Source organism: Ruegeria sp. HKCCD4315 (genome assembly GCF_013112245.1).
Lineage (GTDB): Bacteria > Pseudomonadota > Alphaproteobacteria > Rhodobacterales > Rhodobacteraceae > Ruegeria.
In genome coordinates, this window is sequence record NZ_WVRN01000002.1 from 344,802 (window position 1) to 371,115 (window position 26,314).

Annotated in this window: 21 protein-coding genes; 9 read left to right on the plus strand and 12 right to left on the minus strand. The window is 56.4% G+C overall.

Annotated features, from left to right (window positions below):
• Positions 1 to 89 precede the first annotated feature (89 nt).
• The 4 genes from GS646_RS19485 to GS646_RS19500 all read right to left on the minus strand — a co-directional run bounded on the left by GS646_RS19485 (position 90) and on the right by GS646_RS19500 (position 4,422).
• Positions 90 to 881 (minus strand): xanthine dehydrogenase family protein subunit M, encoded by a 792-nt coding sequence (locus tag GS646_RS19485; protein ID WP_171185558.1) that lies wholly within the window; start codon positions 879 to 881, stop codon positions 90 to 92.
• A gap of 93 nt (positions 882 to 974) precedes the next feature.
• On the minus strand, positions 975 to 3,335 hold the full coding sequence (locus tag GS646_RS19490) for a xanthine dehydrogenase family protein molybdopterin-binding subunit (protein ID WP_171185556.1): 2,361 nt from the start codon (positions 3,333 to 3,335) through the stop codon (positions 975 to 977).
• 51 nt (positions 3,336 to 3,386) lie between these two features.
• Positions 3,387 to 3,869: a (2Fe-2S)-binding protein gene (locus GS646_RS19495; RefSeq protein ID WP_171094676.1), complete on the minus strand. Its 483-nt coding sequence runs from the start codon at positions 3,867 to 3,869 to the stop codon at positions 3,387 to 3,389.
• 28 nt (positions 3,870 to 3,897) lie between these two features.
• Entirely contained in the window at positions 3,898 to 4,422 is a 525-nt protein-coding gene (locus tag GS646_RS19500) for a CoxG family protein (RefSeq protein ID WP_171185554.1), read from the minus strand.
• Between the two features lie 230 nt (positions 4,423 to 4,652).
• On the opposite strand from GS646_RS19500, the gene GS646_RS19505 reads away from it, so the two are divergent.
• From GS646_RS19505 to GS646_RS19530, 6 genes are all read left to right on the plus strand, one after another.
• A complete protein-coding gene (locus GS646_RS19505) occupies positions 4,653 to 5,336 on the plus strand; it encodes a response regulator transcription factor (RefSeq protein ID WP_171185551.1) in 684 nt (227 codons plus the stop codon).
• Between the two features lie 46 nt (positions 5,337 to 5,382).
• Entirely contained in the window at positions 5,383 to 6,552 is a 1,170-nt protein-coding gene (locus GS646_RS19510) for an FIST N-terminal domain-containing protein (RefSeq protein ID WP_171185549.1), read from the plus strand.
• A gap of 3 nt (positions 6,553 to 6,555) precedes the next feature.
• The gene (locus GS646_RS19515) at positions 6,556 to 8,769 is read left to right on the plus strand and encodes a PAS-domain containing protein (RefSeq protein WP_171185548.1); all 2,214 of its coding nucleotides are present in this window, start codon (positions 6,556 to 6,558) and stop codon (positions 8,767 to 8,769) included.
• Positions 8,770 to 8,865: 96 nt separating this feature from the next.
• A complete protein-coding gene (locus GS646_RS19520; RefSeq protein ID WP_171185546.1) occupies positions 8,866 to 11,043 on the plus strand; it encodes a Tex family protein in 2,178 nt (725 codons plus the stop codon).
• Positions 11,044 to 11,215: 172 nt separating this feature from the next.
• Positions 11,216 to 12,613, plus strand: a complete 1,398-nt coding sequence (locus tag GS646_RS19525) for a bifunctional enoyl-CoA hydratase/phosphate acetyltransferase (RefSeq protein ID WP_171647253.1) — start codon at positions 11,216 to 11,218, stop codon at positions 12,611 to 12,613.
• Positions 12,610 to 13,806: an acetate/propionate family kinase gene (locus tag GS646_RS19530; RefSeq protein WP_171094690.1), complete on the plus strand. Its 1,197-nt coding sequence runs from the start codon at positions 12,610 to 12,612 to the stop codon at positions 13,804 to 13,806. The genes GS646_RS19525 and GS646_RS19530 overlap by 4 nt, the downstream gene beginning before the upstream one ends.
• Before the next feature lie 7 nt (positions 13,807 to 13,813).
• Here the strand turns inward: GS646_RS19530 and GS646_RS19535 are convergent, their stop codons facing one another.
• The 5 genes from GS646_RS19535 to GS646_RS19555 form a co-directional block, all read right to left on the minus strand.
• Positions 13,814 to 14,581 (minus strand): citryl-CoA lyase, encoded by a 768-nt coding sequence (locus tag GS646_RS19535; RefSeq protein ID WP_171647251.1) that lies wholly within the window; start codon positions 14,579 to 14,581, stop codon positions 13,814 to 13,816.
• The gene (locus GS646_RS19540) at positions 14,578 to 15,762 is read right to left on the minus strand and encodes a CoA transferase (RefSeq protein ID WP_171185540.1); all 1,185 of its coding nucleotides are present in this window, start codon (positions 15,760 to 15,762) and stop codon (positions 14,578 to 14,580) included. Before GS646_RS19540 ends, GS646_RS19535 begins: the two co-directional genes overlap by 4 nt.
• Positions 15,755 to 17,266, minus strand: coding sequence for a tripartite tricarboxylate transporter permease (locus GS646_RS19545; RefSeq protein WP_171185538.1), 1,512 nt, complete (start codon positions 17,264 to 17,266; stop codon positions 15,755 to 15,757). The genes GS646_RS19540 and GS646_RS19545 overlap by 8 nt, the downstream gene beginning before the upstream one ends.
• 1 nt (position 17,267) lies before the next feature.
• A complete protein-coding gene (locus GS646_RS19550) occupies positions 17,268 to 17,750 on the minus strand; it encodes a tripartite tricarboxylate transporter TctB family protein (RefSeq protein ID WP_171185536.1) in 483 nt (160 codons plus the stop codon).
• Positions 17,751 to 17,816: 66 nt separating this feature from the next.
• Positions 17,817 to 18,800: a tripartite tricarboxylate transporter substrate binding protein gene (locus GS646_RS19555; RefSeq protein ID WP_171177060.1), complete on the minus strand. Its 984-nt coding sequence runs from the start codon at positions 18,798 to 18,800 to the stop codon at positions 17,817 to 17,819.
• A 108-nt stretch (positions 18,801 to 18,908) separates the two neighbouring features.
• On the opposite strand from GS646_RS19555, the gene GS646_RS19560 reads away from it, so the two are divergent.
• Genes GS646_RS19560 through GS646_RS19570 form a run of 3 tightly spaced genes read left to right on the plus strand, consistent with a single transcriptional unit; the run spans position 18,909 to position 21,920 of the window.
• Entirely contained in the window at positions 18,909 to 19,577 is a 669-nt protein-coding gene (locus tag GS646_RS19560; protein ID WP_171094702.1) for a response regulator transcription factor, read from the plus strand.
• Positions 19,567 to 20,934, plus strand: coding sequence for a sensor histidine kinase (locus GS646_RS19565; protein WP_171647249.1), 1,368 nt, complete (start codon positions 19,567 to 19,569; stop codon positions 20,932 to 20,934). Before GS646_RS19560 ends, GS646_RS19565 begins: the two co-directional genes overlap by 11 nt.
• Positions 20,913 to 21,920, plus strand: a complete 1,008-nt coding sequence (locus GS646_RS19570) for an ABC transporter substrate-binding protein (protein WP_171185532.1) — start codon at positions 20,913 to 20,915, stop codon at positions 21,918 to 21,920. Before GS646_RS19565 ends, GS646_RS19570 begins: the two co-directional genes overlap by 22 nt.
• 11 nt (positions 21,921 to 21,931) lie before the next feature.
• On the opposite strand, the gene GS646_RS19575 is transcribed toward GS646_RS19570, so the two are convergent.
• From GS646_RS19575 to GS646_RS19585, 3 genes are all read right to left on the minus strand, one after another.
• On the minus strand, positions 21,932 to 23,206 hold the full coding sequence (locus GS646_RS19575) for an HlyD family type I secretion periplasmic adaptor subunit (RefSeq protein WP_253758580.1): 1,275 nt from the start codon (positions 23,204 to 23,206) through the stop codon (positions 21,932 to 21,934).
• A gap of 41 nt (positions 23,207 to 23,247) precedes the next feature.
• On the minus strand, positions 23,248 to 24,987 hold the full coding sequence (locus GS646_RS19580; RefSeq protein ID WP_171185528.1) for a type I secretion system permease/ATPase: 1,740 nt from the start codon (positions 24,985 to 24,987) through the stop codon (positions 23,248 to 23,250).
• A gap of 234 nt (positions 24,988 to 25,221) precedes the next feature.
• Positions 25,222 to 26,256, minus strand: coding sequence for an AbrB family transcriptional regulator (locus tag GS646_RS19585; protein ID WP_171185725.1), 1,035 nt, complete (start codon positions 26,254 to 26,256; stop codon positions 25,222 to 25,224).
• Between the last annotated feature and the right edge of the window lie 58 nt (positions 26,257 to 26,314).

Sequence of the window (26,314 nt, forward strand, 5' to 3'; positions counted from 1 at the left end):
AGTTTGTAAGAACGAAGGTGATAGGTTTTAAGCCTGGCATGAAAAAAGCCCCGGCAGAACCGGGGCCTTTCGGGTTTAGGTGTAAAGACTTACATGCAGGCTTCAACGGCGCGTTTAGTCATCACAGATACAAGATGCGCGCGATACGTTTTGCTACCATGCAAGTCCGAGATCATGTTGGCTGGATTGATCCTAAGATCCATCAACGCATCCGGGCGGAATTCCTTACCTAAAGCGTCTTCGGCCTCGGACCAACGGAACACGCCATCCTCACTTGCGCCAGTGACGGCCACCCGAACGCTGTCCGAAAAGCGGGCGAGGTAAACGCCGACCAGCGCAAACCGAGACGCAGGTTGCAGGAACTTTTGATAGCTTGCAGCCTGCGGCACAGGGAACCGGATCGAGGTGATGATTTCACCTTCCTCAAGTGCGGTGCTGAACATGCCCTCAAAGAACGCATCCGCCGCGATCTGACGCGTGTTGGTCACAATGGTTGCCGCAGACCCAAGAACCCCGGCCGGATAACAGGCCGCCGGATCGTTGTTGGCCACCGACCCACCGACGGTACCGCGGTTACGCACCGCAGGATCACCGATCTGCCCGGCCAACGCCGCAAGCGCGGGATAAGTCCCCGCGGCCTCGCGCGCCACAGTGGCGTGTGTCGTTGCCCCACCGATCGAGACAGACCCGTCATCTTCAACGCAGACACCCTGCATCTCGGCAATGCCACTCATCGACACCAGCTTGGACGGTGCGGCCAGCCGTTGCTTCAGCGTCGGGATCAGAGTCTGCCCACCTCCCAACGCTTGCGCGTCCTCAGCCCCCAACGCAGCCACGGCGTCGGCAATGGTCGAGGGTTTTTCAAACTCGAAATTGTACATTTCGTTTTCCTTTCCGAAAGGCGCTCTTTGGCCTTCATCTTTTTGGAAATACTCCGGGGAGCGCGAGGGGCTGGCCCCTCGCTCCCCAACACCTCAGCTGTTCATCGCCGACCAGACGCGAGACGGGCTCATTGGCATATCGATGTGATCCACCGCCTTGCCGCCCGAGTTCAACGCATCCAGTACCGCATTGACCACCGCAGGTGGCGAGCCAATTGCACCAGCTTCACCGCAACCCTTCACCCCAAGTGGATTGTGCGTGCAGGGCGTTTGGCTGGAATGGTCGACACCATAAAACGGTACATCATCCGCGCGTGGCATCGCATAATCCATATAGGACGCACTGAGCAGTTGGCCGTTCTCATCATAGGCGCAATTCTCAAGCAGGGCCTGACCGATACCCTGGCCGATGCCTCCATGTACCTGACCGTCAACAATCATCGGGTTGATGATGTTGCCGAAATCATCGGCTGCCGTGAACTTTTCGATGCTGACCTGACCGGTTTCCGGATCGACCTCAACCTCACAGGCATAAGCACCAGCCGGGAAGGTGAAATTGGCCGGATCATAGAAGGCAGTTTCTTCTAGTCCTGGTTCGACTTCCAGCGGGAAGTTATGCGGGACGTACGCTGTCAGGGTCACGTCACCCCAGGCCACTGACTTGTCGGTGCCTGCCACACTGAATTGACCGTTTTTCAGCTCGATATCGGCCTCGGACGCTTCCAACAGGTGTGCGGCGATCTTTTTGGCTTTTTCGATCACCTTCTCAGTTGCCTTGACCATAGCCGAGCCGCAGACAGCCAACGATCGTGAGCCGTATGTGCCCATGCCAAACGGAATCTTCGACGTATCGCCATGTACGATTTCGACCATCGATTCATCGATGCCGATCATGTCGGCCACAACCTGCGGGAAGGCGGTCTCGTGCCCTTGTCCGTGGCTGTGTGCCCCTACCATGACGCTGATTGAACCGGTGGCGTTCACGCGAACAGTGGCTGCATCATAAAGACCCGCACGGGCCCCGAGCATCCCAACAATGTTGGATGGCGCAATGCCACACGCTTCGATGTAGCAGTTGATGCCCAAGCCCCGCAGTTTGCCGTTGGCTTCGCTTTGCGAGCGACGCGCGGCAAAGCCTGCCAGATCTGCAGCGGCCTCAAGCTTGTCCATCGTCCCGTTATAGTCCCCGGTGTCATAGGTCAGCGCTACTGGTGTGTCATAGGGGAACTGAGTGACAAAGTTCTGACGACGCAGCGCTATCGGGTCGACGCCCAACTCGCGCGCCGCCTTATCCACTACGCGCTCCAACTGGAACGTCGCTTCGGGGCGACCTGCACCACGATAGGCATCCACGGGCACTGTGTTGGTGAACATTGCTTTCACATTCACCTGAATGACCGGCGTCTTGTAGTTGCCCGCCATCAGTGTCCCATGCAGCCAGGTTGGAACCGAGCTTGAGAAGGTCGACAGATACGCACCCAAATTGGCAAAGGTGTTGGTTCGCAGACCGATGAAATTGTTATCTGCATCCAGCGCCAGTTCGATAGTGCTGACATGGTCACGGCCATGGGCATCTGACATGAACGCTTCGGACCGGCTGGAGGTCCATTTGACCGGACGACCACAGGCCTTGGCAGCAAAGGTGCAAAACGCTTCTTCCGCATAATGAAAGATCTTCGTGCCAAAACCACCGCCTACATCAGGGGCTACAACGCGCACCTTATGCTCGGGCAGGCCCAGAACAAAAGCGCACATCAACAAGCGGATCACATGCGGGTTTTGCGACGTGGTATAGAGCGTATATTCGTCCGTTCCACGCTTGTATTCACCAACGGCGACGCGCGGTTCCATCGGGTTCGCGACCAGACGGTTGTTGACCAGATCCAGCGTTGTCACATGCGCGGCATTGGCAAAGACTTCATCGACCTTGGCGTCGTCAGTTTCACCCAACTGCCAATCGTAACAGATGTTGTTCTTCAGATCGTCATGAACCAGCGTTGCGCCATCCTGCGCTGCAGCCTTCATGTCGATCACAGCGGGCAGTTCTTCGATGTCCAGATCGATAGCTTCGGCAGCGTCACGCGCCTGTTCAAGGCTGTCGGCCACAACTGCGGCAATCGGATCGCCCACATGGCGCACTTTGCCTTGTGCCAGAATGGGGTGCGGAGGCTCTTGCATGGGTGCGCCGTGCTTGTCGGTCACCTCCCAGCCGCAGGGCATCCCGCCCACGCCTTCGAAATCCTTGCCGGTGAATACCTTTACCACACCGGGCATGGCTGCGGCGGCAGAGGTGTCTATTGATTTGATCCGACCATGCGCAATGTCGGACCGCAGAAAATGTACATAGGCCTGACCATGTACGTTGATATCGTCGGTATAGTTACCTGCTCCGGTCAGAAAGCGTACGTCCTCACGCCGCTTGGAACTGGCTCCGATGCCACTGTCTTTGGGCATTGCTTGTTCTCCTCCCTGGAAAAGAATTTTCGTCGAAAACTCTTGCCCGCCTCACTCGGCGGCGATGCTGGAAACGTCCTGACCGGATGCGGCCATGATCGCTTTGACAATGTTGTGGTAGCCGGTGCAGCGGCACAGGTTGCCTTCCAGATATTTCCGGATTTCAGCCTCGGTGGGACGCGGGTTGTCCTTCAACAGCGCGGCCGCGCTCATTACCATCCCCGGAGTGCAGAACCCGCATTGAAGTCCATGATGGTCCTGAAACGCCTGCTGGATCACGTTCAACGACCCATCCGCATTGGCCTGACCTTCGATCGTTCCTACGTCGGCTCCGTCGGCTTCAGCCGCAAGCATGTTGCAAGACTTCACAGCCTCGCCGTTCACATGCACCACGCAGGCACCGCATTGCGCGGTGTCGCAACCCACGTGGGTGCCTGTCAAAGACAGATGCTCGCGCAGAAAACCGGACAGCAAAGTCCGCCCTTCGACGTCTCCGCTTACGGCTTTGCCGTTCACGGTCATTGAAATCTTCATGAATTTCTCCTCCCTGAATTCTTATGGTTCAATCGCCCAATACGCGTTTGAACCAGCCTTTCTTTTCTTCCTTTTCCTCACCGCCATCCGAAGTTTCCGCCTCGGGCTCTGGTTGAGGTTCGACAGCGTTCTGAAAGTTCTCAAAAAACTGATCAGCCAGTTTTCTGGCAACGCCGTCGATGACCCGTCCTCCCAACTGGGCCAGCTTTCCGCCAACACGCGCGTCGACGTTGTATGTCAGCAAAGTACCTTCGGGGGCGTCTGCCAGATTGACCTCTGCAGACCCTTTGGCGAACCCTGCTGCTCCGCCCTTACCTTCACCCGAGAGCTTCACGCTTTCAAGCGCCACGAGATCAGAAAGGGTAACGGCCCCTTTGAAGGTCGCTTTGACAGGCCCCACCTTCTGCACGACTGTCGCTTCGAAACCTTCTTCTACCGAGCCAGTCATTTCCTGACACCCCGGCACACATTCCTTCAGAACGTCTGCCGACAAGAGCGCATCCCAGACCTTGGATCGTGGCGCGGCTATGACGCGACTGTCACTGAGTTCCATTAAACGTCTCCGAACATTTTCTGTTACGCTACGCGGCGTTGGCTGCCCTGCCTATAAGACCTTGGGCGTAGTCACCGCCGTGCGCGAGGGCAATGTTAACCACTCTGACGCCCCATTGCGCCGCAGGCAACGCATTTGTCATCTACGACCTTCGCCCAGTAGGGGTGGTTTTCATTGAGTGTTAGGATTGTTTAGGCTGGAGCCAACCCGACTACAAAAGGCGATACCACATGCTTGCCGATTCCGCCCGCCGGGCAGATTTCAAGAACGTACTGATTGTTGATGACCATCCCCTGTTCTGCGACGCGCTTTCGATGACGTTGCAAACTGTTGCGCAGATCGGCGACATCCACACAGCAGACAGGCTGGAAGGGGCCATGGAGCTATTGGCGCAAGGGTTGAAGCCGGATGCCGTCATGCTGGACCTTAACCTGCCGGACGTGGATGGGCTGGACGGGCTGGTCCGCCTGAAAGCGGCCGCGAGTGTTCCGGTTATTGTCGTATCTTCGCTGACGGACAGCCGCGTCGTCAGTCAGGTGATACAGGCCGGGGCATCAGGCTATGTGCCCAAGCACAGTCAACGCGATGTGTTTCGTACCGCAATCGAGACGGTGCAATCCGGCAATATCTTTGTACCTGAAGGTTGCGTGCTGATCGAAGCGGAAGACGACGATGAACACAGCGATGCGGTCAACCGTTTGGCAACGCTGACAAATCAGCAATCGCGTATTCTGCAATTGATCTGCGAAGGTAAGCTGAACAAACAAATCGCCTATGATCTTTCAATTGCTGAGACCACAGTAAAGGCGCATGTGACTGCAATTATGCGGAAACTGGGTGTGCAAAGCCGCACGCAAGCGGTTTTGATTTCCAAGAAAGCGTCTTTTGCCAGTGTCTTGCAAGAGCAGGGCTAAGCGTCATAGTCTCGCCCCATCGTCGCGCTTTGAGGGAGGAGGCACGATGGACCAAGCTTTCGGGTGGGCAGAGGCCCCGGCCCGTGCGCCAGGCATCGTCAAAACGGCTTTCGTCCAATACCACAGCGCTCAGGCAATCAAAACGCTTGAACGTAACCTGGGTGACGGGCCTTTTGCGCTTGTCATTCTTTTCGTGAGCTCAAATGCGGATGCGTCTGCCGTCATATCAGAGGCTGAGGAGGTTTTTGCTCCAACACCCGTCGTGGGTTGCACCACCGCCGGAGAGCTAGCCGATGATGGCTATAGTGAAGGCAAGATCGTCGCAATTGCCATGCCAAAGAGCCACTTTGAAACCCGCACCGTCCTGGTTCCCGACCTGGACGATTTCGATGCAGAGAACATCATCAACAAGATGATCAACAACCGTCATTCCATGATGGAGTCCTCGCCCGACTGGCCACATGAGTTCACATTCCTGATGATTGATGGATTATCGACCAAAGAGGATGCGCTGACTTCTGAGCTTGCCGTTGGTTTAGGGCCTGTCCCACTGTTTGGTGGTTCGGCCGGTGATGGCACGCGGTTTGGGCAAACTTATGTGCTGCACAAGGGCCGCGCGCGAAGCAATGCTGCCATTCTGACCCAGGTCCGTACGCGCTGTCCGATCAGGGTGTTCAAAACCGATCACCTTGTACCAGCCCAGCGGCGTATGGTGGTGACCAAGGCTGATCCGGGCAAGCGGATTGTGCAAGAGATCAACGCCGAGCCGGCCGCCCGCGAATATGCACGCATACTGGGCAAAGACCCAGAGCAACTGACAACCTTTACATTTGCCGCCCATCCTGTGGTCGTCCAAATCGGTGGGCAGCACCATGTGCGCGCGATTCAGCAAGTGGCGGGTAATGGGGATTTGGTGTTTTTCTCGGCCATCGATGAAGGTCTCGTTCTGACACTGGCAGAGCCACGGGACATGGTTGAACATCTGGAGGAGGAAATCGGGGCGCTGTCTGAAAGGCAACAACCCGACACGATTCTGGGCTGCGACTGTATCCTGCGCCGATTGGAGGCGCAGGAAAAACAGAAAACGCGGGACATCTCGGATATTCTGGCGCGCAATCATGTGTTTGGGTTCTCGACCTACGGTGAACAATACAATTCGATCCACGTGAACCAGACCCTTACAGGTGTTGCGATCTATCCGCCCGAGAAAGAGTAACCCATGATCGAGCATCTTACGGATCCCACGGACTCCTTGGAGCGTCAGAATGAGAAGCTCCGCAAAATCGTCGAGGCGTTGATGCGGCGCGTTGAAGAGTCCACCGATGCATCTGGGGCCGCTTATGCGCAGTTCCAACGTGCGGCAGTTCTGGAACAAGAGGTCCGCGCCCGAACGGATGATCTTGAGCGTGCGCTTGAGCTGTTGAACGACTCCAACGCGAGGTTGGCACAAGCCAACAAGGAAACCGAAGCCGCGCGGGCCGACCTCGCCAATGCAATCGAAACGGTGCAGGAAGGGTTTGCCCTGTTCAATCGGGATGAGCAACTGGTGCTTTGCAATAGCCGTTTCGGGTCGCACATGCCTGACATTCAAAAATGGCTGAACCCGGGGCTCGGTTTTGCTGACTATGTCCAGCTGTTAAGCCAGTCCAAATTCTTGTCATTGCCGGAAGGGGTAACCCCAGATGATTGGGGTCAAGCCCGTCTGGACCGGCACAGCGAAGATCATGTGGTCTTCAACGTCCGGCTGGTTGGCAATCGCTGGGTGCAGGTGTCCGAACACCGCACCCCGGATGGTGGAACTGTGATCCTGCAAACCGATGTGACCGACATTATGCGCATCGAACGGCAGGAGAGGGATCGGATTCTGGATGACAAGGCCCGGCTAATCCGGGCAACCTTGGAACACATCGAACAGGGCGTTTGTATTTTTGACAACAAACACCGCCTGATCGGTTGGAACAATCGTGCGAGCGAGTTGCTGGCCATTCCAATGACCCAGTTTCAGATGGGAACACGTTTTGACACGCTGTCTCAACGCCTTAGCGCGAATATTTCCTTTCAAAAGGGAATAAATGAACAGGATTTGCTGAATTGGGTTCGCCGAAGAACCTCACGACGCCCGTTGCAGTTTCAAATGCATCGGGGTCGTTCCAAAATCCTGTCTGTTTTTGCTCAGGAAATGCCGGATCGAGGGTTCGTGATCTCATTCACCGACGTGACGGCGGAACGAAAATCAGCCGAGGCGCTTTATGAGGCAAAGGAACTGCTGGAACAGCGCGTGGCTTCGCGCACGATGGAGCTGGCGGATGCACTAAACGAGGCCGAACGAGCAAACGCATCAAAGTCGCGATTTGTGGCCGCCGCCAGCCACGATTTGCTGCAACCTTTGTCGGCTGCAAAACTTTACGTCGCTTCACTGGGCAGTGGATTGAACCAAGTGGATGCTCAGACGGTTGCCGCAAAAGCAGAGAGCGCCTTGAACAGCGTGGAACACATTCTTGAGGCTTTGCTGGACATCTCGAAACTGGACTCGGGACGGGCCCGTGTACATTTGTCGCCGGTTTCACTAGGGCAGATGTTTTCTCAAATCGAGGATGCATTTCGCCCGATTGCGCAGGCCAAAGGTTTGGATTTGCGCTTTGTGGACACAAGCGCCGTTGTGACCAGCGATGCCAGCTATCTGCGACGCATCCTGCAAAACCTGTTGTCGAATGCGATCCGTTATACTGAAACGGGAAAGGTTCTGGTCGGTGTCAGGCGGCGCAAGAAAACTGTGTCTCTTGAAGTTTGGGATACCGGTATTGGGATCGCGCCTGATCACAGAGACACCGTTTTTCAGGAGTTCCGGCGTTTACACTCAGATGCCAGCGCAGCGGAAGGTATGGGTTTGGGTCTTGCGATCGTCGAACGGGCCTGCGGTCTGTTGCACCACCCGATCAACTTGCGGTCAGAGGTTGGGAAAGGCACCGGTTTTTCGGTTGAAATCCCTCTGGCAAAGACAAAACCGGCAGGGGCCCGCGTTCCATCTGCACGTCAAACACCAAATCCCAGTTTGCCGTGCAACACAGTCACCTTGCTGATTGAAAACGACGAGAACTTGCGCAGTGCCTTGCGCATGACCATTGAGGCCTGGGGCGTTGAGGTTCTGGAAGCCGAAAGTGGCGAGGGTGCAGTCCAACTATTGCACGAAATAGGTATTCTGCCCGATGTCATTGTTGCCGACTATCAGTTGAACAACGATGAAACCGGAATCGATGCTGTAAACGCTTTGGTCCGTGCGTTTGGCCCGCTACCGGGGTGCATCATCTCGGCCAACAGGTCCCCGGATATTGTCGATTACTGCGCACGGGCTGACCTTCCATTGCTTTACAAACCCATTGACGCGCAATTGCTGAAGGCGACTTTGGAAGCTTCGGTTTTGCGACGCGAGTAACCGCCCGAATTATTGCGATCTTGAAAGGTCTGGGGTCTTTCACTTGTTGAAACGGGTGGTTAAGAAACCCTTCCACCGTCCTTTCAGGAGGCCCCCTTGGACCGTATCGCCCACACAATTGCTACCGAGATCAACGCCCGTTCCGAACAGGTCGGGGCCGCGATTAAACTGCTGGACGATGGCTCTACCGTGCCGTTTGTCGCCCGTTACCGGAAAGAAGCCACCGGCGGGTTGGACGATACGCAATTGCGCTTACTTTCTGATCGGCTGACCTATCTGCGCGAACTTGAGGCGCGACGCGAAACCATCCTGAACTCGATCCGAGATCAGGGGAAGCTGACCGAGGATCTGAGCAAATCCATCGCGCGGGCCGAGACCAAAGCGCAATTGGAAGACATCTACCTGCCGTACAAACCCAAGCGGCGCACCAAGGCGATGATTGCGCGCGAAAACGGGCTGGAGCCTTTGGCGGATGCTATTCTGGCCGACCGCAATGCAGAGCCCGAGATGCTTGCCGAGGCATATCTTTCCGAGGCCGTGCCGACCCAGCGCGACGCGTTGAACGGAGCTCGGGATATTCTGACCGAGCGATTGACGGAAAACGCTGTCCTGTTGGGGGAACTGCGGGCCTTCATGCAGCGCGAAGCCATGCTGAGTGCCAAGGTTATCGACGGCAAGGAAAAGGAAGGTGCAAAATTCAGCGATTACTTCGACCATTCCGAGCTTTGGGCCGATGTACCGTCGCATCGGGCGTTGGCGATGCTGCGCGCGTCAAAAGAAGGGATTGTCACGTTGGACATCGCTCCTGAACCGGAATTCGGCGCGGCGCGTGCCGAAACAATTGTCGCCGCACATCTGCAGACGCGCGGCAAGGGGCCGGGGGATGCATGGCTGCGCAAGGTCGCCGGTTGGACATGGCGGGTCAAGCTTTCGCTATCCATGATGGTCGAGCTTATGGGGGATCTGCGCGGTCGTGCGCAGGACGAGGCTATTCAGGTCTTTTCGCGCAATCTCAAGGATTTACTCTTTGCCGCTCCGGCGGGGGCCAAGGCGACTTTGGGCCTTGATCCGGGTATTCGTACGGGTGTGAAGGCAGCCGTTGTTGATGCAACCGGGAAAGTGGTGGCCACCGATACGCTTTATCCGTTTCAGCCAAAGAATGATCTGCGAGGGGCGCAGGCGGCCATTCTCAACCTGATCTCGACCCACCAGATCGAACTGATCGCCATCGGGAACGGAACCGCCAGCCGCGAGACCGAGCGACTGGTCGCAGACACACTTTCGCTGCTGCCGAAGACGGTGAATGCGCCGACAAAGGTGGTGGTGTCCGAGGCCGGGGCTTCGGTCTATTCCGCTTCGGAACTGGCTGCGCGCGAGTTTCCGGATCTGGATGTTTCGCTGCGCGGGGCAGTGTCCATTGCGCGGCGGTTGCAGGACCCATTGGCGGAGCTGGTCAAAATCGAGCCCAAATCCATCGGCGTTGGGCAATATCAGCATGACGTAGATCAACACCGGCTTTCCCAGTCACTGGATTCCGCGATTGAAGATGTGGTGAACGCGGTTGGGGTCGATCTGAATACCGCCTCTGCCCCTTTGTTGTCGCGTGTTTCTGGTCTTGGCGCCTCTCAGGCCGAAGCCATCGTCACCCATCGTGATCTGAATGGACCATTTCAATCTCGCAAGGATCTGTTGTCCGTTGCACGGCTGGGCCCGCGTGCATTTGAACAATGCGCCGGATTCCTGCGTATCCGGGACGGTGCGGAACCGCTGGATGCGTCCTCGGTTCATCCCGAGGCATATGACGTCGCCCGACGCGTTGTCGCGGCTTGTGGGCGCGATATCCGACGCATCATGGGTCACGATGGCGCTTTGAAGGGGTTGCGGGCCGAGCAGTTCGTGACTGAAGAATTCGGTCTGCCGACAGTTCGGGATATCTTTGCCGAGCTGGAAAAACCCGGGCGCGATCCCCGCCCAAGTTTCGTCACCGCCTCCTTTGCCGATGGCGTCGAAGAGATCACTGACCTGAAGCCCGGAATGGTATTGGAAGGCACCGTGACAAACGTGGCCGCGTTTGGCGCTTTTGTGGATGTGGGTGTACATCAGGACGGGCTGGTTCATGTCAGCCAGTTGGCGGACCGCTTTGTCAAAGACCCGCATGAGGTCGTTAAAACCGGGCAGGTTGTAAAGGTCCGGGTTGTTGAGGTGGATGTGCCCAGAAAACGGATCGGTTTGACGATGCGAAAACAGGGTGGCGGTGGAAAGAGGCGCGCCTGATCAGCAATGTGCTCAGTTTCCGGGCGCAACGACACGAAGCCGTTGCATACCGGACATAATGTATCGACCAACACGGGCGGCCATATTGCTTTGTTTTCATTGAACGCTGAACTGAGTATCAGCAAGAGAGTTCACTGCGCCGCCCCAAGTGCCGAAACAGAAACGAAAGTTCATGCAGTATCACAACAAACCCTATGACAAGCTTCAGGTCGGCGATACTGCCGAGCTGGTTCGCACCTGCTCGGTCGACGATTTTTATGTCTTCGCCAACAATTCCGGCAACCACAATCCGCTGCATCTGGCCAGTGAAGATGGTAACGGCGACCATATCAACGAAGCGGTTGCGCCTGCCATGTTCGTGGGGGCTTTGATCTCGGCTGTTTTGGGGAACGTACTGCCGGGGGCCGGGACGCTCTACAAATCGCAGAGCTTTGACTTTGTGGAACGGGCGCATACTGGGGATGAACTGGTCTCGAAAGTCACGGTTGTTGAAAAGCGGCCAAACCGCGAAGTTGTCTTTGATACAATCGTGTCACGCCCGTCCGATGGTGCCGTAATAGTCAGTGGGCAGGCTGTCGTGGTCGCGCCGGACAAAAAGCTGGTGTTTGCGGAACTGGAATTGCCCGGGCTTGTGGTCAAACGCCATCGCCACTTTGACGAGATGCTGGACAAGGTCCGCCCGCTTCCCCCCATGCCCACGGCCATCGTAGCCCCGGAAGAGCCGAATTCCCTGGGTGGGGCGTTGCTGGCGGCGCATGAAACAATCATTACCCCCATTTTGATCGGAGACCCGGACAAAATTCACGCTGCCGCCGCTGAAATCGGGGCTTCACTGGACGGGTTTGAGATTGTGCCAGAGCGCAATCATTTCAGTGCGGCCAACACTGCAGTCAATCTTGTGGCTGCGGGTCGCGCAAAAGCCTTGATGAAAGGGCACTTGCATACGGACGAATTGCTGAAGGCTGCGCTGCGACGCGAGAATGGCCTACGCACGGGTCGCCGTTTCACCCATGTCTTTGTAATGGACGTGCCCGGACAGCCCAGACCGCTTTTGGTGACGGATGCGGCGATCAACATCGAACCGGATCTGGAAACCAAGATTGACATTGTCCAAAACGCTATCGATCTGGCCCGGTCGCTGGGGATTGAGAATCCCAGAGCCGGAATTCTGTCGGCCATCGAAACCGTCAACCCGGCGATCCGTTCCTCGGTGGATGCGGCCTTGCTGTCGAAAATGGCAGAACGCGGTCAGATCACAGGTGGGTTGGTTGATGGCCCCCTGGCCATGGACAATGCCGTCAGCCTCGCCGCTGCGCGATCTAAAGGAATAGTCTCGGACGTTGCGGGCAAAACAGATATTCTGGTGGTGCCCAATCTGGATGCCGGAAACATGATGGCCAAGCAACTGACCTATATCGCCAATGCCGAAGGGGCAGGGGTGGTGATGGGGGCCAAAGCGCCCATCATTCTGACCAGCCGGGCTGATGACGACAAGGCGCGGCTGGCATCCTGCGCAGTAGCCGCCCTGCACGATGCATTTACTATGTCGCAAACCGGAGCACACGCATGACGCATGTCGTGACACTGAACGCTGGATCGTCTTCGATGAAATTTGGTCTGTTCGAGTTGACCAATGACGATCCGATTATGGTTTGCACCGGAGCAGTTGAACGGATTGGCGAGGGCGATCCGCTGGTTAAGGCGAAATCTTCAGATGGTAGTGTTCTTGCAACCGGCACTGCCGGCGAAATCCATGATCACGCTGCGGCCCTGGATTGGGTGCTGAATCTGCTGGCGCGTTCATTTCCAAACAGCGAGGTGACTGCATTTGGGCATCGTGTTGTCCACGGTGGGCCGAATATCGATGCGCCGCTGCCTCTTACCGAAGCTGCCATAGAAGCGCTGGACAAGCTGTCTCCGTTCGCACCCTTGCACCAACCGCACAATCTGGCCGGGGCGAAGGCGGCGATGGAACGTTTTCCTGATGCCGTTCAGATCGCCTGTTTCGACACAGCTTTTCACCGCAATCATCCTTGGGAGAATGACGTCTTTGCCCTACCGCGTGAGTACTACGACAAGGGCGTCCGTCGCTATGGCTTTCACGGGCTGAGCTATGAGTACATCTCGGATCATATGGCAAAGACAGCACCACTTTTGCATGAAGGGCGAGTGGTCGTTGCCCATCTGGGCAACGGTGCATCTATGTGTGCAATGATCGGGGGCCGATCTGTCGGTTCGACCATGGGGTTTTCGGCTTTGGATGGGCTGCCGATGGGCTCGCGTTGTGGCCAGCTTGATCCCGGTGTGGTGCTGTACCTGATGGATCAGGAAGGGTTAAGCGCCGACGAAATCTCCGACCTTCTGTTCCGGAAATCGGGGTTGCTGGGCCTTTCGGGGCTATCGAATGATATGCGCACCTTGGAAAAGGCAGACACGCCCGAAAGCCGTCAAGCGATCAGCTATTTCACATTCCGTATTCGGCGGGAACTTGGGGCCATGGCGGCCATTTTGGGCGGTATCGATGCCTTGGTGTTCACCGGAGGGATCGGAGAGAACTCTCGCCTGGTACGTGACCGGGTGTGTTCCGGAATGGGGTGGCTGGGGATCGAGCTGAACCCGGATGCGAATGCGGATAACGACCTGATCATCTCAACCGATCTGTCCCGGGTTGTAGTCATGGCGATCCCGACGAATGAAGAACTGATGATTGCCCGCGCTGCAGCGGACCTGTTGGCTCGCCGCCCGCATCTGAAAACCGCTTAGCGGCAGTTCATGTAGGCTTATAGGTCCAGCGATAGGCGGGTGGGGTCGGGCCCTTGTTCCGGCCTCCTTGCTGCATCTGTTCCCACGCATGGGCTAAAATTCCAACAGATCGGGACAGGCAGAACAGACCACGCGCCAGCGGGGGCGCAAAACCAAGTTCGGCGTAGATAACAGCGGTTGCGCCATCTATGTTCATCGGAACGGGCTTTCCTTTCCGTTTAGCCAATTCCACCTCGATCGCCTGTCCAATCCGCATGAACCGACCATCACACGCTTGGTCCTGTACCGCGTTTGACACCATTGCCATCAAACGCGGCGCGCGCGGATCCGTTGGGGTGTGAAACCGGTGGCCAAAACCCGGTAGTATTTTTCCTTCACTTTTTATCCAGTCGTCCAGAGCCTGCTCCAAACCACCAGGATGTTCCGCCACGAAGTGGTAGAGAGTAACGGCTTGCTCACCAGCGCCGCCGTGAATGTCGCCCAACATGTTTACGGCACTTGCCATCGCGTTGTTGAGGGGCAGACCACAGGTCACGGCCATGCGGGCCGTGGCGATTGATGGGGCCTGTGGGCCGTGGTCTACTGCCGCGACCAACGCGGCCTCGAACAATCGGGCCTGCGCGTCCGAAGGACGATCCCCGCGCACCATGAACCAGATCATCTCCGAGAAACTGACGTTTCCGATCAGGTTCTGGATTGGTTCACCGCGCAGATCGATCCGGCCGGGCTCCATGTCGATGATGGATGTCGTCCACCAATCGGAAACATCGCTCATATGACCCCCTCCTTGTTCAACGCTTCAATTTCTGCGTTGGACAGTCCGATTTCAGACCAGATCGCATTGTTGTCAGCCCCCAGTTCAGGTGGCGCGCTTTGTGGCATGCGCCGCGTGCCGTCCACGACAACGGGACTTCCCGCAAGCTTCATATCTTCGCTTTGAACCCGCACAGAGCCAATCAGGCCACGCCCAGAAAGTTGTTCATCGGCAAGAGCTTCGGGAACGGTCAGAACCTGCCCGGTTGGTACGCCGATGGCATTAAGTTCTCGAACCCAGTCGGTTGCCGGTCTGGTTCGAAGAGTTTGCTCTAGCGCTTCACGTAAGGCATGACGGTTTTGTTTGCGGTCCTCGCGGGTTGCGTAGTCGGGGTTGTTTAGCAGATCGTCCCGCCCCAGATGTCTTGCAAGGGCCTGCCACTGTTCATCTCGGTTTGCAGCGATGTTTATTGGGCTGTCGAGCGTCGCAAACGTACCCGATGGGGCAGACGTTGTGTTTTCATTTCCATGCGCTGCGGGTGTAACACCACCAACCAGAAAATTCGACACGACCCAACCCATAGTGGAAATAACAGCCTCGGACATCGCAATATCCAGAAAAGTTCCTCGCGGGTTCGCGTTCAGTGCAGCAGACACGGCAAAAGCGGCCGTCATCCCGCCGACCGTATCTGCCAAAGGGTAGCCAACGCGGTAGGGTGCAGTGTCTGGTTCCCCGGTGATGGACATCACGCCACTGATGCCCTGAACGATCTGATCATAAGCCGGATCGTCCCGCCGCGGGCCATCCTGACCGAACCCGCTGATGGCGCAGTAAATCAGGTTTGGATTGACCTCACGCAATTCGTCGTAACCCAGACCAAGCCGATCCATCACACCGGGTCGGAAGTTTTCGACCAGAACATCGGCGGTTTGGACAAGGCGTTTCAGCAACGCCTTGCCTTTTTCCGATTTCATATCGAGCGTTACCGATTTCTTATCAGCATTTTGCGCCAGAAAGCTGATCCCCATGCCCGCTTTGTTTCTGTTGGGATCAGCGCCCAGAACGCGGGCAAGGTCGCCGCCACCGGGGCGTTCGACCTTGATCACTTCGGCACCCATCAGCGCCAGTTGATAGCAGCAATACGGACCCGCAAGGACATTTGTCAGATCTAGAACCCGTATTCCTGCCAGAGGTTCAGTCACCTTCTGCAACCCCAGCCGCCCGCGCCCGTGCACGACGCGCGCGATAGCTGGGCAGAAGCACAAGCAGTGCTGCGATGACCAGCAAACCCAGAGTCATCGGGCGTTCCCAGATAAAGGCGATGCCATCATAGAGCTGCATCGAGCGGGCAAAGTTGTCCTCCATCATCCCACCAAGGATGAAACCGATCAGCAGTGGAGCAAGCGGGTAATCAGCGAATTTCAACGCCGTGGCGCAAACACCGAAGCCAACAAGTATCAAAAGCTCGGTTGCGTTGTTCTGCCCGATATAGGCCCCCATCAGCGTGAAGAACAAAATGAAAGGGATCAGGTAGTTGCGCGGAACCGAGAGAACCTTGGCGATGTAAGGGATCAGCGGCAGGTTCAGCACCAGCAGAACGAGGTTGCCGATGAACATCGACATGATCACGGCCCAGAAAATCTGCGGCTCATCCAGCATCAGACGCGGGCCGGGCGTGACGTTCAAGGCGATCAAAGCGCCAAGCAGGATCGCCGTCGTGCCAGAGCCGGGAATGCCCAGCGTCAGTAGGGGCACGAATGAACCGGTACACGCGGCGTTGTTCGCTGTTTCGGGTGCGGCCAGACCTTTGATTGATCCTTTTCCGAATTCTTCCTGTTCCTCTTTCGGGGCGATGTTGCGCTCGACCGCATAACCCAGAAAGCTGGCAATAGTAGCGCCTGCACCTGGCAGAACGCCGATGAAGAACCCTTGAACAGATTGACGGCCGACCACAGGCGCGATGGCTTTCGCTTCGGCCTTGGTGATCCGCAGGTCCTTGATTTCACCATCGTCGCCTTTCAGGTCCTTTGGTTTGAGGACCAGAAAAAGTGCTTCGGGCAAAGCGAACATGGCCATAGCAAGCGTGATGAAGCCAAAGCCTGATTGCAAATCCATAATGCCCATGGTGAAACGCGGCAGGTTGAACAGCGCACCTTCGCCGACAGTGGCCATGATCAGGCCCAAAACCGTCATGATGACAGCTTTCGCCACCTGACCTGTGCCCGCAAAGGCGGCAATGGCTGACAAGCCAACCACCATCAAGGCAAAATACTCTGCCGAGTGAAAGAGCAAGGCCACGGATGACAGGGCAGGGGCAAAGACCATCAAAAGGACCGCGCCCAAAGTGCCGCCCGCGAAACTTGCGATGGCCGCGATGGTCAGGGCTTTTCCTGCTTTGCCTTGTCGGGCCATTGGATAGCCGTCAAAGCTGGAGGCCACCGTACCCGCGACCCCCGGCGCGTTAAGCAGGATTGAAGAAGTCGAGCCGCCAAAGATGGCGCCATAATAAACCCCGGCCAACAGGATCAGCGCGGCTGAAGGGTCACCCATGGAAATTGCAACCGGGATCATGATGGCGATGATTGACATCGGGCCCAGGCCCGGCAGCATTCCGATGAATGTACCGATCAGACATCCTGCGATGACCATCAGCAGGTTCTGAATTGAGAATGCCGTTTGCAGGCCGATCAGAAGTCCTTCAAGCATGTCAGCCTCCGAAAATGCCCGGCAGGGGGCGCATGTAGATGCCAAGAACTTCCTGCACCAGATACCAGACGGCACCTGTCGCGATGAAAGCGACAGGAAGCATGATGTGCCACTTACGTTCGCCCAGAATGAACGATCCCAGGATCAGGAAAGCCGAGGTCGAGATCAGAAACCCAACAGGGCGCAAACAAAGCGCGTAGATCACCATCAGAGCGAGGAGCATGAGCGCTTGATCAAGGTGGTACTCACCCAACCTTCTGTAGTCGATATCAGCCTCTTTGGGCTCGGCCTTTTCAAAACCCAGCAGAATGATCGTGGTGGTGATGATACCCAGAACCGACAGCACTTTTGGGAAGGTGCTGGGCCAGATGGGGTTTCTCTGCATGAAAGGGGGCAGGCTGCTATCCATCGTGAACCAGGCAGCGTAGCCATATGTTAAACACACACCCAGAAGAATGAGCGCGATCCAGCGGTCCAGCGCCATAAGGCCCCCTCCCTTTTTTTGTCTTTGGGAATGGCAGAGCGGCGGCCCGCTCTGCCAATTGTGGTATCAGAGGAAGCCCAGCTTTTTCATCAGATCGCCGATCTGCTGTTCCTGCTGCTCCAGGAATGACTGGAAGTCGTCGCCCGAGTTGTGGATATTCACCCAACCGTTACGTGCGCGAACTTCTTCCCATTCCGGGGTGTCATACATCTTGGCAATCGCGGCCTGATAGGCGGCCAGCTTATCTTCGGGCAGTCCGGGGGCTGCAAAGAAGCCACGCCAGTTCACAAAGGTGGTGTCGATGCCTTGTTCCTTCATGGTCATCGCATCCGGAGCGGCATCAACGCGCTCTTCCGACGTCACGCCGATGATTTTGACCTCGCCTGCGTTCGCCAGATCAACGGCTTCTGAGAAACCAGTGGACAGCGCCGCGATCTCGCCCGAAAGCAGGGCTGCCATGGCTTTGCCGCCCGCGTCATACGGGATGTATTTCACCCCGAGTGCATCCTTACCCGCGGCTTCCATCACCATCGCGGCCACCAAGTGGTCCATACCGCCAGGCACCGAACCACCACCGATCGCAGTCCCACCCGGATCGGCGTCAAAGGCGGCAAGCAGATCATCCATCGAGTTGATGGGGCTGTCTTTGCCCACAACGATTGCGGCATAGTCACCGATGGTGCCCGAGACCAGAGTCAGGTCGCGGAAGTTATGCGGGAACACGCCGGTCAGTGAACGGATCACGATCGGTGTTGAGTTCACCATCAGCGTTCCATGGTTGCTGTCGGCGTTTTCAATCAGATAGCCGATGGCTTTGCCGCCACCACCACCTGACATGTTTTCGTAAGATGCCGTACCCACCAAACCTGCATTTGTCAGGGCCTCGCCCGTACCACGTGCGGTACCATCCCAGCCGCCGCCAGCACCACCGGGAATCAGAAAGTGGATGCTGTCCACAACCTGATGGCCGTCAGCTAACGCCGGCCCAGTCAGGCCAATTGCGGCCACAGCTGCAATCAGGGCGCGGCGGCCCAGTGTGAATGTCGTCATGATGTCCTCCCATTTGACAACCGGCCGCGTCGCGGCTCAGATTGGATGGAACAAAATCACATCAACCTGACATCAACCTGTCACGCCTGAAAATAGTACCAAGGCCTCATGAAATTCTTGCTTGTTGAAGACAACCCAGACCTTGCTAACGCGATCTGTTCTCGGATGAGGTTGGACGGACATGTTGTTGATCATGCGGCAAATTTGGATGATGCGACGGGTTTTGTAGAAACCCAGGACTATGACCTGATCCTGCTGGACATCATGCTGCCAGACGGGGATGGGCGTGACTTTCTGAAACGACACCGCGCGGGCAATCGGGACACCCCTGTCATTGTTCTGACGGCCCGCAGTCAGGTATCGGATCGAATCGGATCGCTGGATCTGGGGGCGGATGACTATGTGACAAAGCCCTTCGACCATGCCGAACTTGAAGCCCGCTGCCGGGCCGTATTGCGGCGAAAATCTGGGAACGCAAGAACACGGATCGAAGTGGGGGGCATCGTGTTCGATCCGCTGGCAGGCCACCTGACTGTCGGCGACCAGACGGTTTCTCTGCGCAACCGTGAACTGCGGCTGCTGGAGTTGTTCATCAATGCGCCGGGTCAGGTATTTTCCAAGCAAAAACTGACAGATCGACTGTTTTCTTATGACGACATGGTGTCGGACAACGCGATCGAGGTTTACGTGGCCCGTCTACGCAAACATCTTGAGCCATCTGAACTGAAGATCACGACACTTCGCGGTCTGGGGTACAGGTTGGATCATGCCACTTGAGTCAAATGTCTCAGGATCACTGCGGAACAGATTGGTTCTGACACTCATCGGGGGTGCTGCTCTTCTTGCGTTTTTGCTGTTTGTTGCTGTCCGCAACTATGCGGCCCAGGTCGCGCAACAAGGGCAGGACAATATTCTGGGTGCTTCGGTGACCTCTATTCTGGATACGGCGGCCCTGCGTGAAGGCGAGCTTGAGGTTGATATTCCATACGGCGCTTTTGCAATGCTCAGCACGCCGGCGGACGATCGAGTTTTTTATGCAATATTTCAAGACGGTGAATTCCTTTCTGGATACGAAGACCTGTCACCGTTGACAGGGCAGCGTGAAAGCCGATGGCAGTTTCAATCCAGTACAATTCGCGGTGAAACCATCCGCCAGGTCAGCGCTAGCCGCACTTTAGTTGGGTTAGAAAATCAGACTGTAATCGAAATCGTACTGGGGCAAACGCAGGATGCACTGGCAGAAACTCTGGACCAGATCTCTCGCAATGCGGCGGTCCTTGGGATTGGGTTTTTCGCTCTTGCGGCCGCCTTGTCCTTTTGGGCCACGTCTTCGACCATTGGTCAGTTGAACAGGTTGACGACCTCTGTCACCCGCCGGGGGCCGCAGGACCTTAGCCCCTTCAGGAAACCGGTGCCTCGGGAAATGGCGCCATTGGTGGCTTCACTGAACTCTTTGATGGGTCGGCTTGATCAATCCCTTAGCCAATCCGAAGACTTCATCGCCGAGGCGGCCCATCGCGTGCGGACCCCGTTGGCTACGGTCAGGTCTTATGCTGATGCGACGTTACAAAGGGTGGAAAAAGAAGAGAACCGCGAGGCTTTGCGCTCGATGGTGCGCGCCATTGACGAAAGCTCTCGGGCCGCGGGGCAGTTGCTGGATCACGCGATGATCACATTTCGCGCCGATCATCTGGAACGGGAAGAAATCGACCTCGTCGCCCTGATCAACGATTTGGTGCAACGTTTGACACCAATCGCCGAAATGAAGGACCTGACGCTGTCCTTGGACGGCGATCCTCAGGTTTTGTACTCGGGTGATCCCATCCTCATTCAGAACGCCGCGCGAAACATGATCGACAATGCCCTGAAATACGCACCGCCTGACAGTGCAGTCCGCATCGAAGTTTCGTCAGTCCCGCACATTCAGATATGTGTCAAAGACCGTGGACCCGGATTCCCGCCAAACGAAATCGATACGCTGACGCGCCGGTTCGAGCGCGGCAAAAACGCAAGCGGCACCATTGGGTCCGGCTTGGGCCTGACCATCGTGCAGGATGTTGCAACGGCACATGGCGGCACGCTTGAACTGGCCAATCGGCAAGGGGGCGGCGCATGCGTTACATTATCGCTTTGATTTTGTGCGTCTTGCCAACGGTTGCGTTGGCTCAAGCTTGGGAGGACCGACAGGTTTTCAATGCAGAAGAGGGTCAAACACCTCTGCGCGTGATCTCGAGCACGGATACCTTTCTGTTCGAGCCGTTGATTGCCGCGTTTGTCGCGGACAACCCCAGTATCTCGGTCGATTACATGGTGACAGGTACAGCTGATATTGACCGAATTGTCCGAGCGGCCCCTGATGAATTTGATATCGTTATTTCCAGTGCAATGGACTTGCAGCTGAAACTGGCAAATGACGGATTTGGCCGGGCCATTGAAGGCATTCAGTTGCCGGCATGGGCGCAATGGCACCAAAGCCTGTTTGCCTTTACGTTCGAACCCGCAACAATCGTGATCAATCGGGCCGCTTTCGAAGATGGCCCTTTACCCGAGACCCGCCAGCAGCTTATCGAAATCTTGCGTGCCCGACCGGAAGATTTCTTTGGGCGGGTAGGGACCTATGACATCCGGCAATCCGGTCTGGGCTATTTGTTCGCCACGCAGGATGCGCGCGCGTCAGAAACCTACTGGCGTCTGATGGAGGTTATGGGCGGGCTGGATGTTCGCCTGTATTGCTGTTCTGCCGACATGATTGATGACCTTGTCAGCGGAGAGATTGCCGTAGCCTATAACGTACTGGGCAGCTACGTCTCTGCCAGAGCGGGCGGTAAGGATGTTCTTGAGATCATCCAACCGTCAGATTTTCAAACCATCATGATGCGTACGGCATTGGTTTTGGAAAGCACTCCAGAGATCGAAGCCGCTTCATCATTTGTGCGCCACCTTGTTGAAAACCAGTCTGGCCGAGGTACCGGCGCTTCTTCACTACCGCCTTTGGCGCCCTATGACACTGAGACCGAGCGTGAAGCAATCGGCTTGGACCCCGCGCTGCTAACGTTTCTGGACAGGTTGAAGCGTCGCAGATTCCTAGCGGAGTGGGAAAGCGCAGTGATCCAGAATTAGCAAGGCTTTCCTTATTCGCGGAAGGCGCGATTGAAATAGTCAGCCATTGGTTTGACCAGATAGGACAACGGTGTACGCTCGTCAGTTTTGATCAACGCCTCCACCGGCATGCCGGGCAAAAGTTCTTGTCCATTCAACCGATCAATCTGGCCGTCGTTCAGTTCGACTTCGGCGCGATAGAACGTAAACCCTGATTGTTCGTCGGTGAATGTATCAGCCGAAACATTGTACACCTGCCCGTCCAATTCGGGCGTTTCGCGCTGATTGAACGCAGGGAAACGCAGCGCCACAGGCTGGCCAACATGGAGCTGATCCACATGGATCGCGTCCACGCGTGCGGCCACCAGCAAAGGCGTATCCTGAGGTACCACATACATCATTGGCTCGCCCGGTTGTACGACCGACTGCAGCGCAAATACCTGACTTCCGTACACTCTTCCGGTAACCGGGGCGCGAATGTCCAGGCGGGTCAGGCGCTCAGACAAGGACAATCTGCGTTCGGACAATTCCGCGACCTGTGCTTGCACATCACGCAATGTGGTAATCGCTTCTTCGCGCCGGGTTGCGGTCAGTTCAACGATCTGGATCTCGGTCGAGGCGATCTGTCCTCGCAGTCGCGCAACAGCGGCCTCTAACCGGCCAATTTCGCCGTTCAGGCTGGCTTCTTCACGTTGCAAGGCAAGCACACGGCTGGTTTGTGTCAGTCCGCGATTCAGCAGGCTTTGCTGATCTTCAAGTTCATCTTCGATCAGTTCAACCTGGCGCCGCAGTGACACCAATTGGGCTTGCGTGCCTTCGATCTCGCTTTCGATTTGCACGACTTGTTTGCGGAGTTGTTCGTCCTGCCGGGACAGCGTCTCTAGTCTGGCGTCGAATAGGTTTTGCTGCCCTGAAATCAGATCGGCATCAATATCGTATTCATGTTGAACTTTGCTCAACAGGGCCGCAAGTTCAGCGGTAGTCAGACCGTCCCGCTCTGCCTCCAACCGGGCGCGCCGGACCAAAAGCTCGAATAGCTGTGCCTCGACGATAGTTTGTTCGGAAGACAGGAAAGTATCATCCAGGCGCAACAGCATATCGCCAGACGCAACCACATCACCGTCGCGCACGAATATCTCACCGACGACACCGCCGTCAGGGTGCTCGACAACCTGACGATTGCTTTGCACCTCGATCACGCCCGAAGACACAATGGCCCCGGCCAAACGTGTCTCGACGGCCCAATACCCCAAACCGCCGACCAGCAGGGCAAGCGCCAAGAATCCGACAAACGCAGGTACTCTCATGTTCCAGACCTGCGCTGGATTTTTAATGGATTTTTTAGCCATCATTCACCTACGGGGCTGAGCTTGCGTTTGATTGCGCCAGCGTTCTGCACCATCGCGCTCAGGACTTCATCTCGGCTGCCCGACTTGACCACCTGCCCTTTTTCAACAACCGCCAGATCATCGCATTCAGAAATGGCTTGTGGCCGATGCGTCATGATGATTGTCGACTTGCCCGCAGCCTTAAGACCCCGTACCGCCGCGTTCAGCGCATCGGTCCCATCTGCATCCAAGGCCGAGTTCGGCTCATCCAGAATGAGAAGAACGGGGTTTCCGTAAAGTGCGCGCGCCAGAGCGATCCGTTGTTTCTGACCGCCAGATAATTGGCTGTCATTGCCCTCCAGGAAGGTGCCGTACCCTTTCTCCAGCGACAGGATCAGTTCATGTGCGTTGGCTTTCTTCGCCGCTGCCACAACTGCGTCGGAATCCGGGTTTTCCGACATACGTGCAATGTTTTCAGCAACTGTTCCGTTAAACAGGGTCACCTGCTGCGGCAAATACCCTATGTGGCTGCCTAGATCGTTGGGGTCATATTGATCCAATGTGGCACCGCCCAACCGGATTTCACCTGCGGCAGGTTGCCAAAGACCCAATAATGCCTTGGCCAATGTCGTCTTTCCCGACCCGCTTTTCCCAATGACGCCCAGGGCTTTGCCGGGCTCGAGCTTCAGGTTCACATTCCGCAATGTCGGCGTTGAAGCGCCCGGTGGGATGACAGTCAGAGATTTGGCCTCAAGCTGCGCTTTTGGCACCGGCAGTCGAATGCGTTCTTCTTCCGGTGGGGTATGATCAAGGAATTGGTTCAATGAGACCCACGCTGTTCGGGCACGCTCGACAGCCCCCCACTGACCAACGGCCTGCTCAACAGGGGCCAGGGCACGCCCCAGAAGGATCGAACCCGCAATCATCGCGCCTGGGGTCATTTCGTTCTGCAGCACCAACCAGGCGCCCAAAGCCAACATGGCTGATTGGAGAAACAGCCGTAGTGATTTGGTAAGAGACGTAAAACTTCCAGTCCAGTCGCTAGCAGAAATTGACTGACGCAGGGCGTCTGAACGCTGGCTCAACCATCGTTTTGTGACGTCTGCTTGCATTCCTTGCGAACGCACAACCTCGGCTGCTTGCCTGGCATGTTCAGAAAAAGCGTTGGCCCGCGCAGTTGCAGATTGGGCCTCGGCCACTTTTCGGCTGGTCATCGCCTGATTGAGCAACGCGATTACAACAAGCAAGACACCGCTGCCGACGGCCAGCCATCCAAGCAGTGGATGAAACAGGAAGATCGCACCCAAAAAGACTGGCGTCCACGGAATATCCATAACGGCCAAAAGCACGGGCGACGAGCATAGATTTCGAATGGACTCCAGATCGCGTAGTGCCGTCGCCGGGGCAGAACGCACCTGCGGAACAAGGGACCGACGCATCGTCGCTTCGAACACACGCTCGTCCAGTTGCGATTGGAACCGCGCACCAAACCGCGCGACGATACGGCCGCGCGCAAAATCGAGCATCGCCATAAGTGCGTAAAGCATGGCAACCAGCAAGAAAAGCGCAGTCAAAGTCTCGACCGCTCGCGAGCCCAAAACCCGGTCATAAACCTGTAGCATGAACAACGGGCCTGTCAGCATCAGCAAATTAACGAAGATGCTGAACAGAAACGCCAGCCCCAGAAACGCGACGCCTTGATTCCGCACATTGCGCAGTTCATGGCGCGGAGGTGCGGATAGGCGGTGTTCAGATTTCACTGTTTTCGATCCCCATCAATCCAGCAAGCATCGCGCATTTAAAAAACTAGTTCAGCCTTGCCAAGTTTGCACATGTTTTTTTGAGCAAGAAACCGCACGCGCGAGGGTAAAAACAGCACCTTTCAGCCATTGTACGAAATTTACGCTAAGTAGCCCTGTGCCGTAATGAGGTCGGCGTACCGAATGAAGTGACCTGAGTCGCGCAATTCTAAGGTTCAAGGGTGTTGCGCTGAGTCATGCTCCGGGTTTTGTCCATTTCAAAATGAGATTGGCGGCAATGGGTGCCCCTATGATGACCAATACGATCCGCGTAAGGTGGTGGGTAATAACAAAGCCCAGATCGGCACCTGACACGATTGCCAGAACAGTCATTTCGGCCTGACCGCCCGGAGCGAAAGCCAGAAAGGCTTCGACAGGGTGCCCCAGCCCCAGCGTAGTGACTATTGCTGTGAACGCTGCCGCCAGAATGGCAAGAACGAACACGTAAGTTACGCCCGCCGCCACAACACGGCGTAGTTCGGTCCATGTGACCCCAACAAATTTAACTCCGATTGCACAGCCAATGAAGAACTGCGCGGCTAATATGGCTTCTCGTGGTGGCCGGGTATGAATGAAATCACCCAAGGATAACGCCGCCGTCAAAATCATGGGCCCCAAGATCGATGCGCCGAACAGGCCAATCCGCTCACCACCTTTCCAGCCGACCAGCGCTGCGACCACCATGAGTATTAGTTCATGCACCGGAAGGTCACGCGCGGGTTGCCCGATCGGGTTGGTCAGATCTGCATCGTAGAACACCGTCAATATTATTGGGGCGAGGGTTACAATGATCAGGACACGCGTTCCGTGGATCAGCGACAGCGTACGAGGGTTGGCGCCAGCTTCGGTGCCGAAGATGATCATGTCCTGAAGCCCGCCAGGCATCGCCGCGTAGAACGCGGTTTTCGCGTCAAACCCCCAAAACTTGCGAAAAAACGGAACACCAACCAACGCGATTAGCAAGATAAAGAATGGGACCAGTAGTATCGATGAAGCCATTTTGGGCAGTTGTGCAAACAAGGCGGGTGTAATTGACGCCCCAACCGCAACACCCAGTATCGTTCTTGCGGCCACCGAAATCTGCCCAAACCCTTCCATGGGGGCATGCGCCAGAGCTGCAATGAGACACGCACTCATCGGGCCAAACAAAAAGGGCAGGGGTAGGTTCAACATCCAGAACAATCCCGTGCCCAAAACCGCAAGGCCGAACGTCACGGCCCGCTTGGTCATGAGAGAAGGTTGGTTTGACAGGATACGCAAGATTCAGGTTCCGACGTCGTTGACACGC

Coding starts and splice junctions, on each gene's coding strand:
- GS646_RS19535 (WP_171647251.1), bottom strand. CDS start 14,581: ATGAGCGATGTTTCCGATTGGTGGACGACATCCATCATCGACATGGAG.
- GS646_RS19500 (WP_171185554.1), bottom strand. CDS start 4,422: ATGGAACTCAGTGACAGTCGCGTCATAGCCGCGCCACGATCCAAGGTC.
- GS646_RS19510 (WP_171185549.1), top strand. CDS start 5,383: ATGGACCAAGCTTTCGGGTGGGCAGAGGCCCCGGCCCGTGCGCCAGGC.
- GS646_RS19550 (WP_171185536.1), bottom strand. CDS start 17,750: ATGGCGCTGGACCGCTGGATCGCGCTCATTCTTCTGGGTGTGTGTTTA.
- GS646_RS19570 (WP_171185532.1), top strand. CDS start 20,913: ATGCGTTACATTATCGCTTTGATTTTGTGCGTCTTGCCAACGGTTGCG.
- GS646_RS19515 (WP_171185548.1), top strand. CDS start 6,556: ATGATCGAGCATCTTACGGATCCCACGGACTCCTTGGAGCGTCAGAAT.
- GS646_RS19505 (WP_171185551.1), top strand. CDS start 4,653: ATGCTTGCCGATTCCGCCCGCCGGGCAGATTTCAAGAACGTACTGATT.
- GS646_RS19585 (WP_171185725.1), bottom strand. CDS start 26,256: ATGACCAAGCGGGCCGTGACGTTCGGCCTTGCGGTTTTGGGCACGGGA.
- GS646_RS19545 (WP_171185538.1), bottom strand. CDS start 17,266: ATGCTTGAAGGACTTCTGATCGGCCTGCAAACGGCATTCTCAATTCAG.
- GS646_RS19525 (WP_171647253.1), top strand. CDS start 11,216: ATGCAGTATCACAACAAACCCTATGACAAGCTTCAGGTCGGCGATACT.
- GS646_RS19530 (WP_171094690.1), top strand. CDS start 12,610: ATGACGCATGTCGTGACACTGAACGCTGGATCGTCTTCGATGAAATTT.
- GS646_RS19555 (WP_171177060.1), bottom strand. CDS start 18,800: ATGACGACATTCACACTGGGCCGCCGCGCCCTGATTGCAGCTGTGGCC.
- GS646_RS19560 (WP_171094702.1), top strand. CDS start 18,909: ATGAAATTCTTGCTTGTTGAAGACAACCCAGACCTTGCTAACGCGATC.
- GS646_RS19495 (WP_171094676.1), bottom strand. CDS start 3,869: ATGAAGATTTCAATGACCGTGAACGGCAAAGCCGTAAGCGGAGACGTC.
- GS646_RS19490 (WP_171185556.1), bottom strand. CDS start 3,335: ATGCCCAAAGACAGTGGCATCGGAGCCAGTTCCAAGCGGCGTGAGGAC.
- GS646_RS19565 (WP_171647249.1), top strand. CDS start 19,567: ATGCCACTTGAGTCAAATGTCTCAGGATCACTGCGGAACAGATTGGTT.
- GS646_RS19485 (WP_171185558.1), bottom strand. CDS start 881: ATGTACAATTTCGAGTTTGAAAAACCCTCGACCATTGCCGACGCCGTG.
- GS646_RS19575 (WP_253758580.1), bottom strand. CDS start 23,206: ATGAGAGTACCTGCGTTTGTCGGATTCTTGGCGCTTGCCCTGCTGGTC.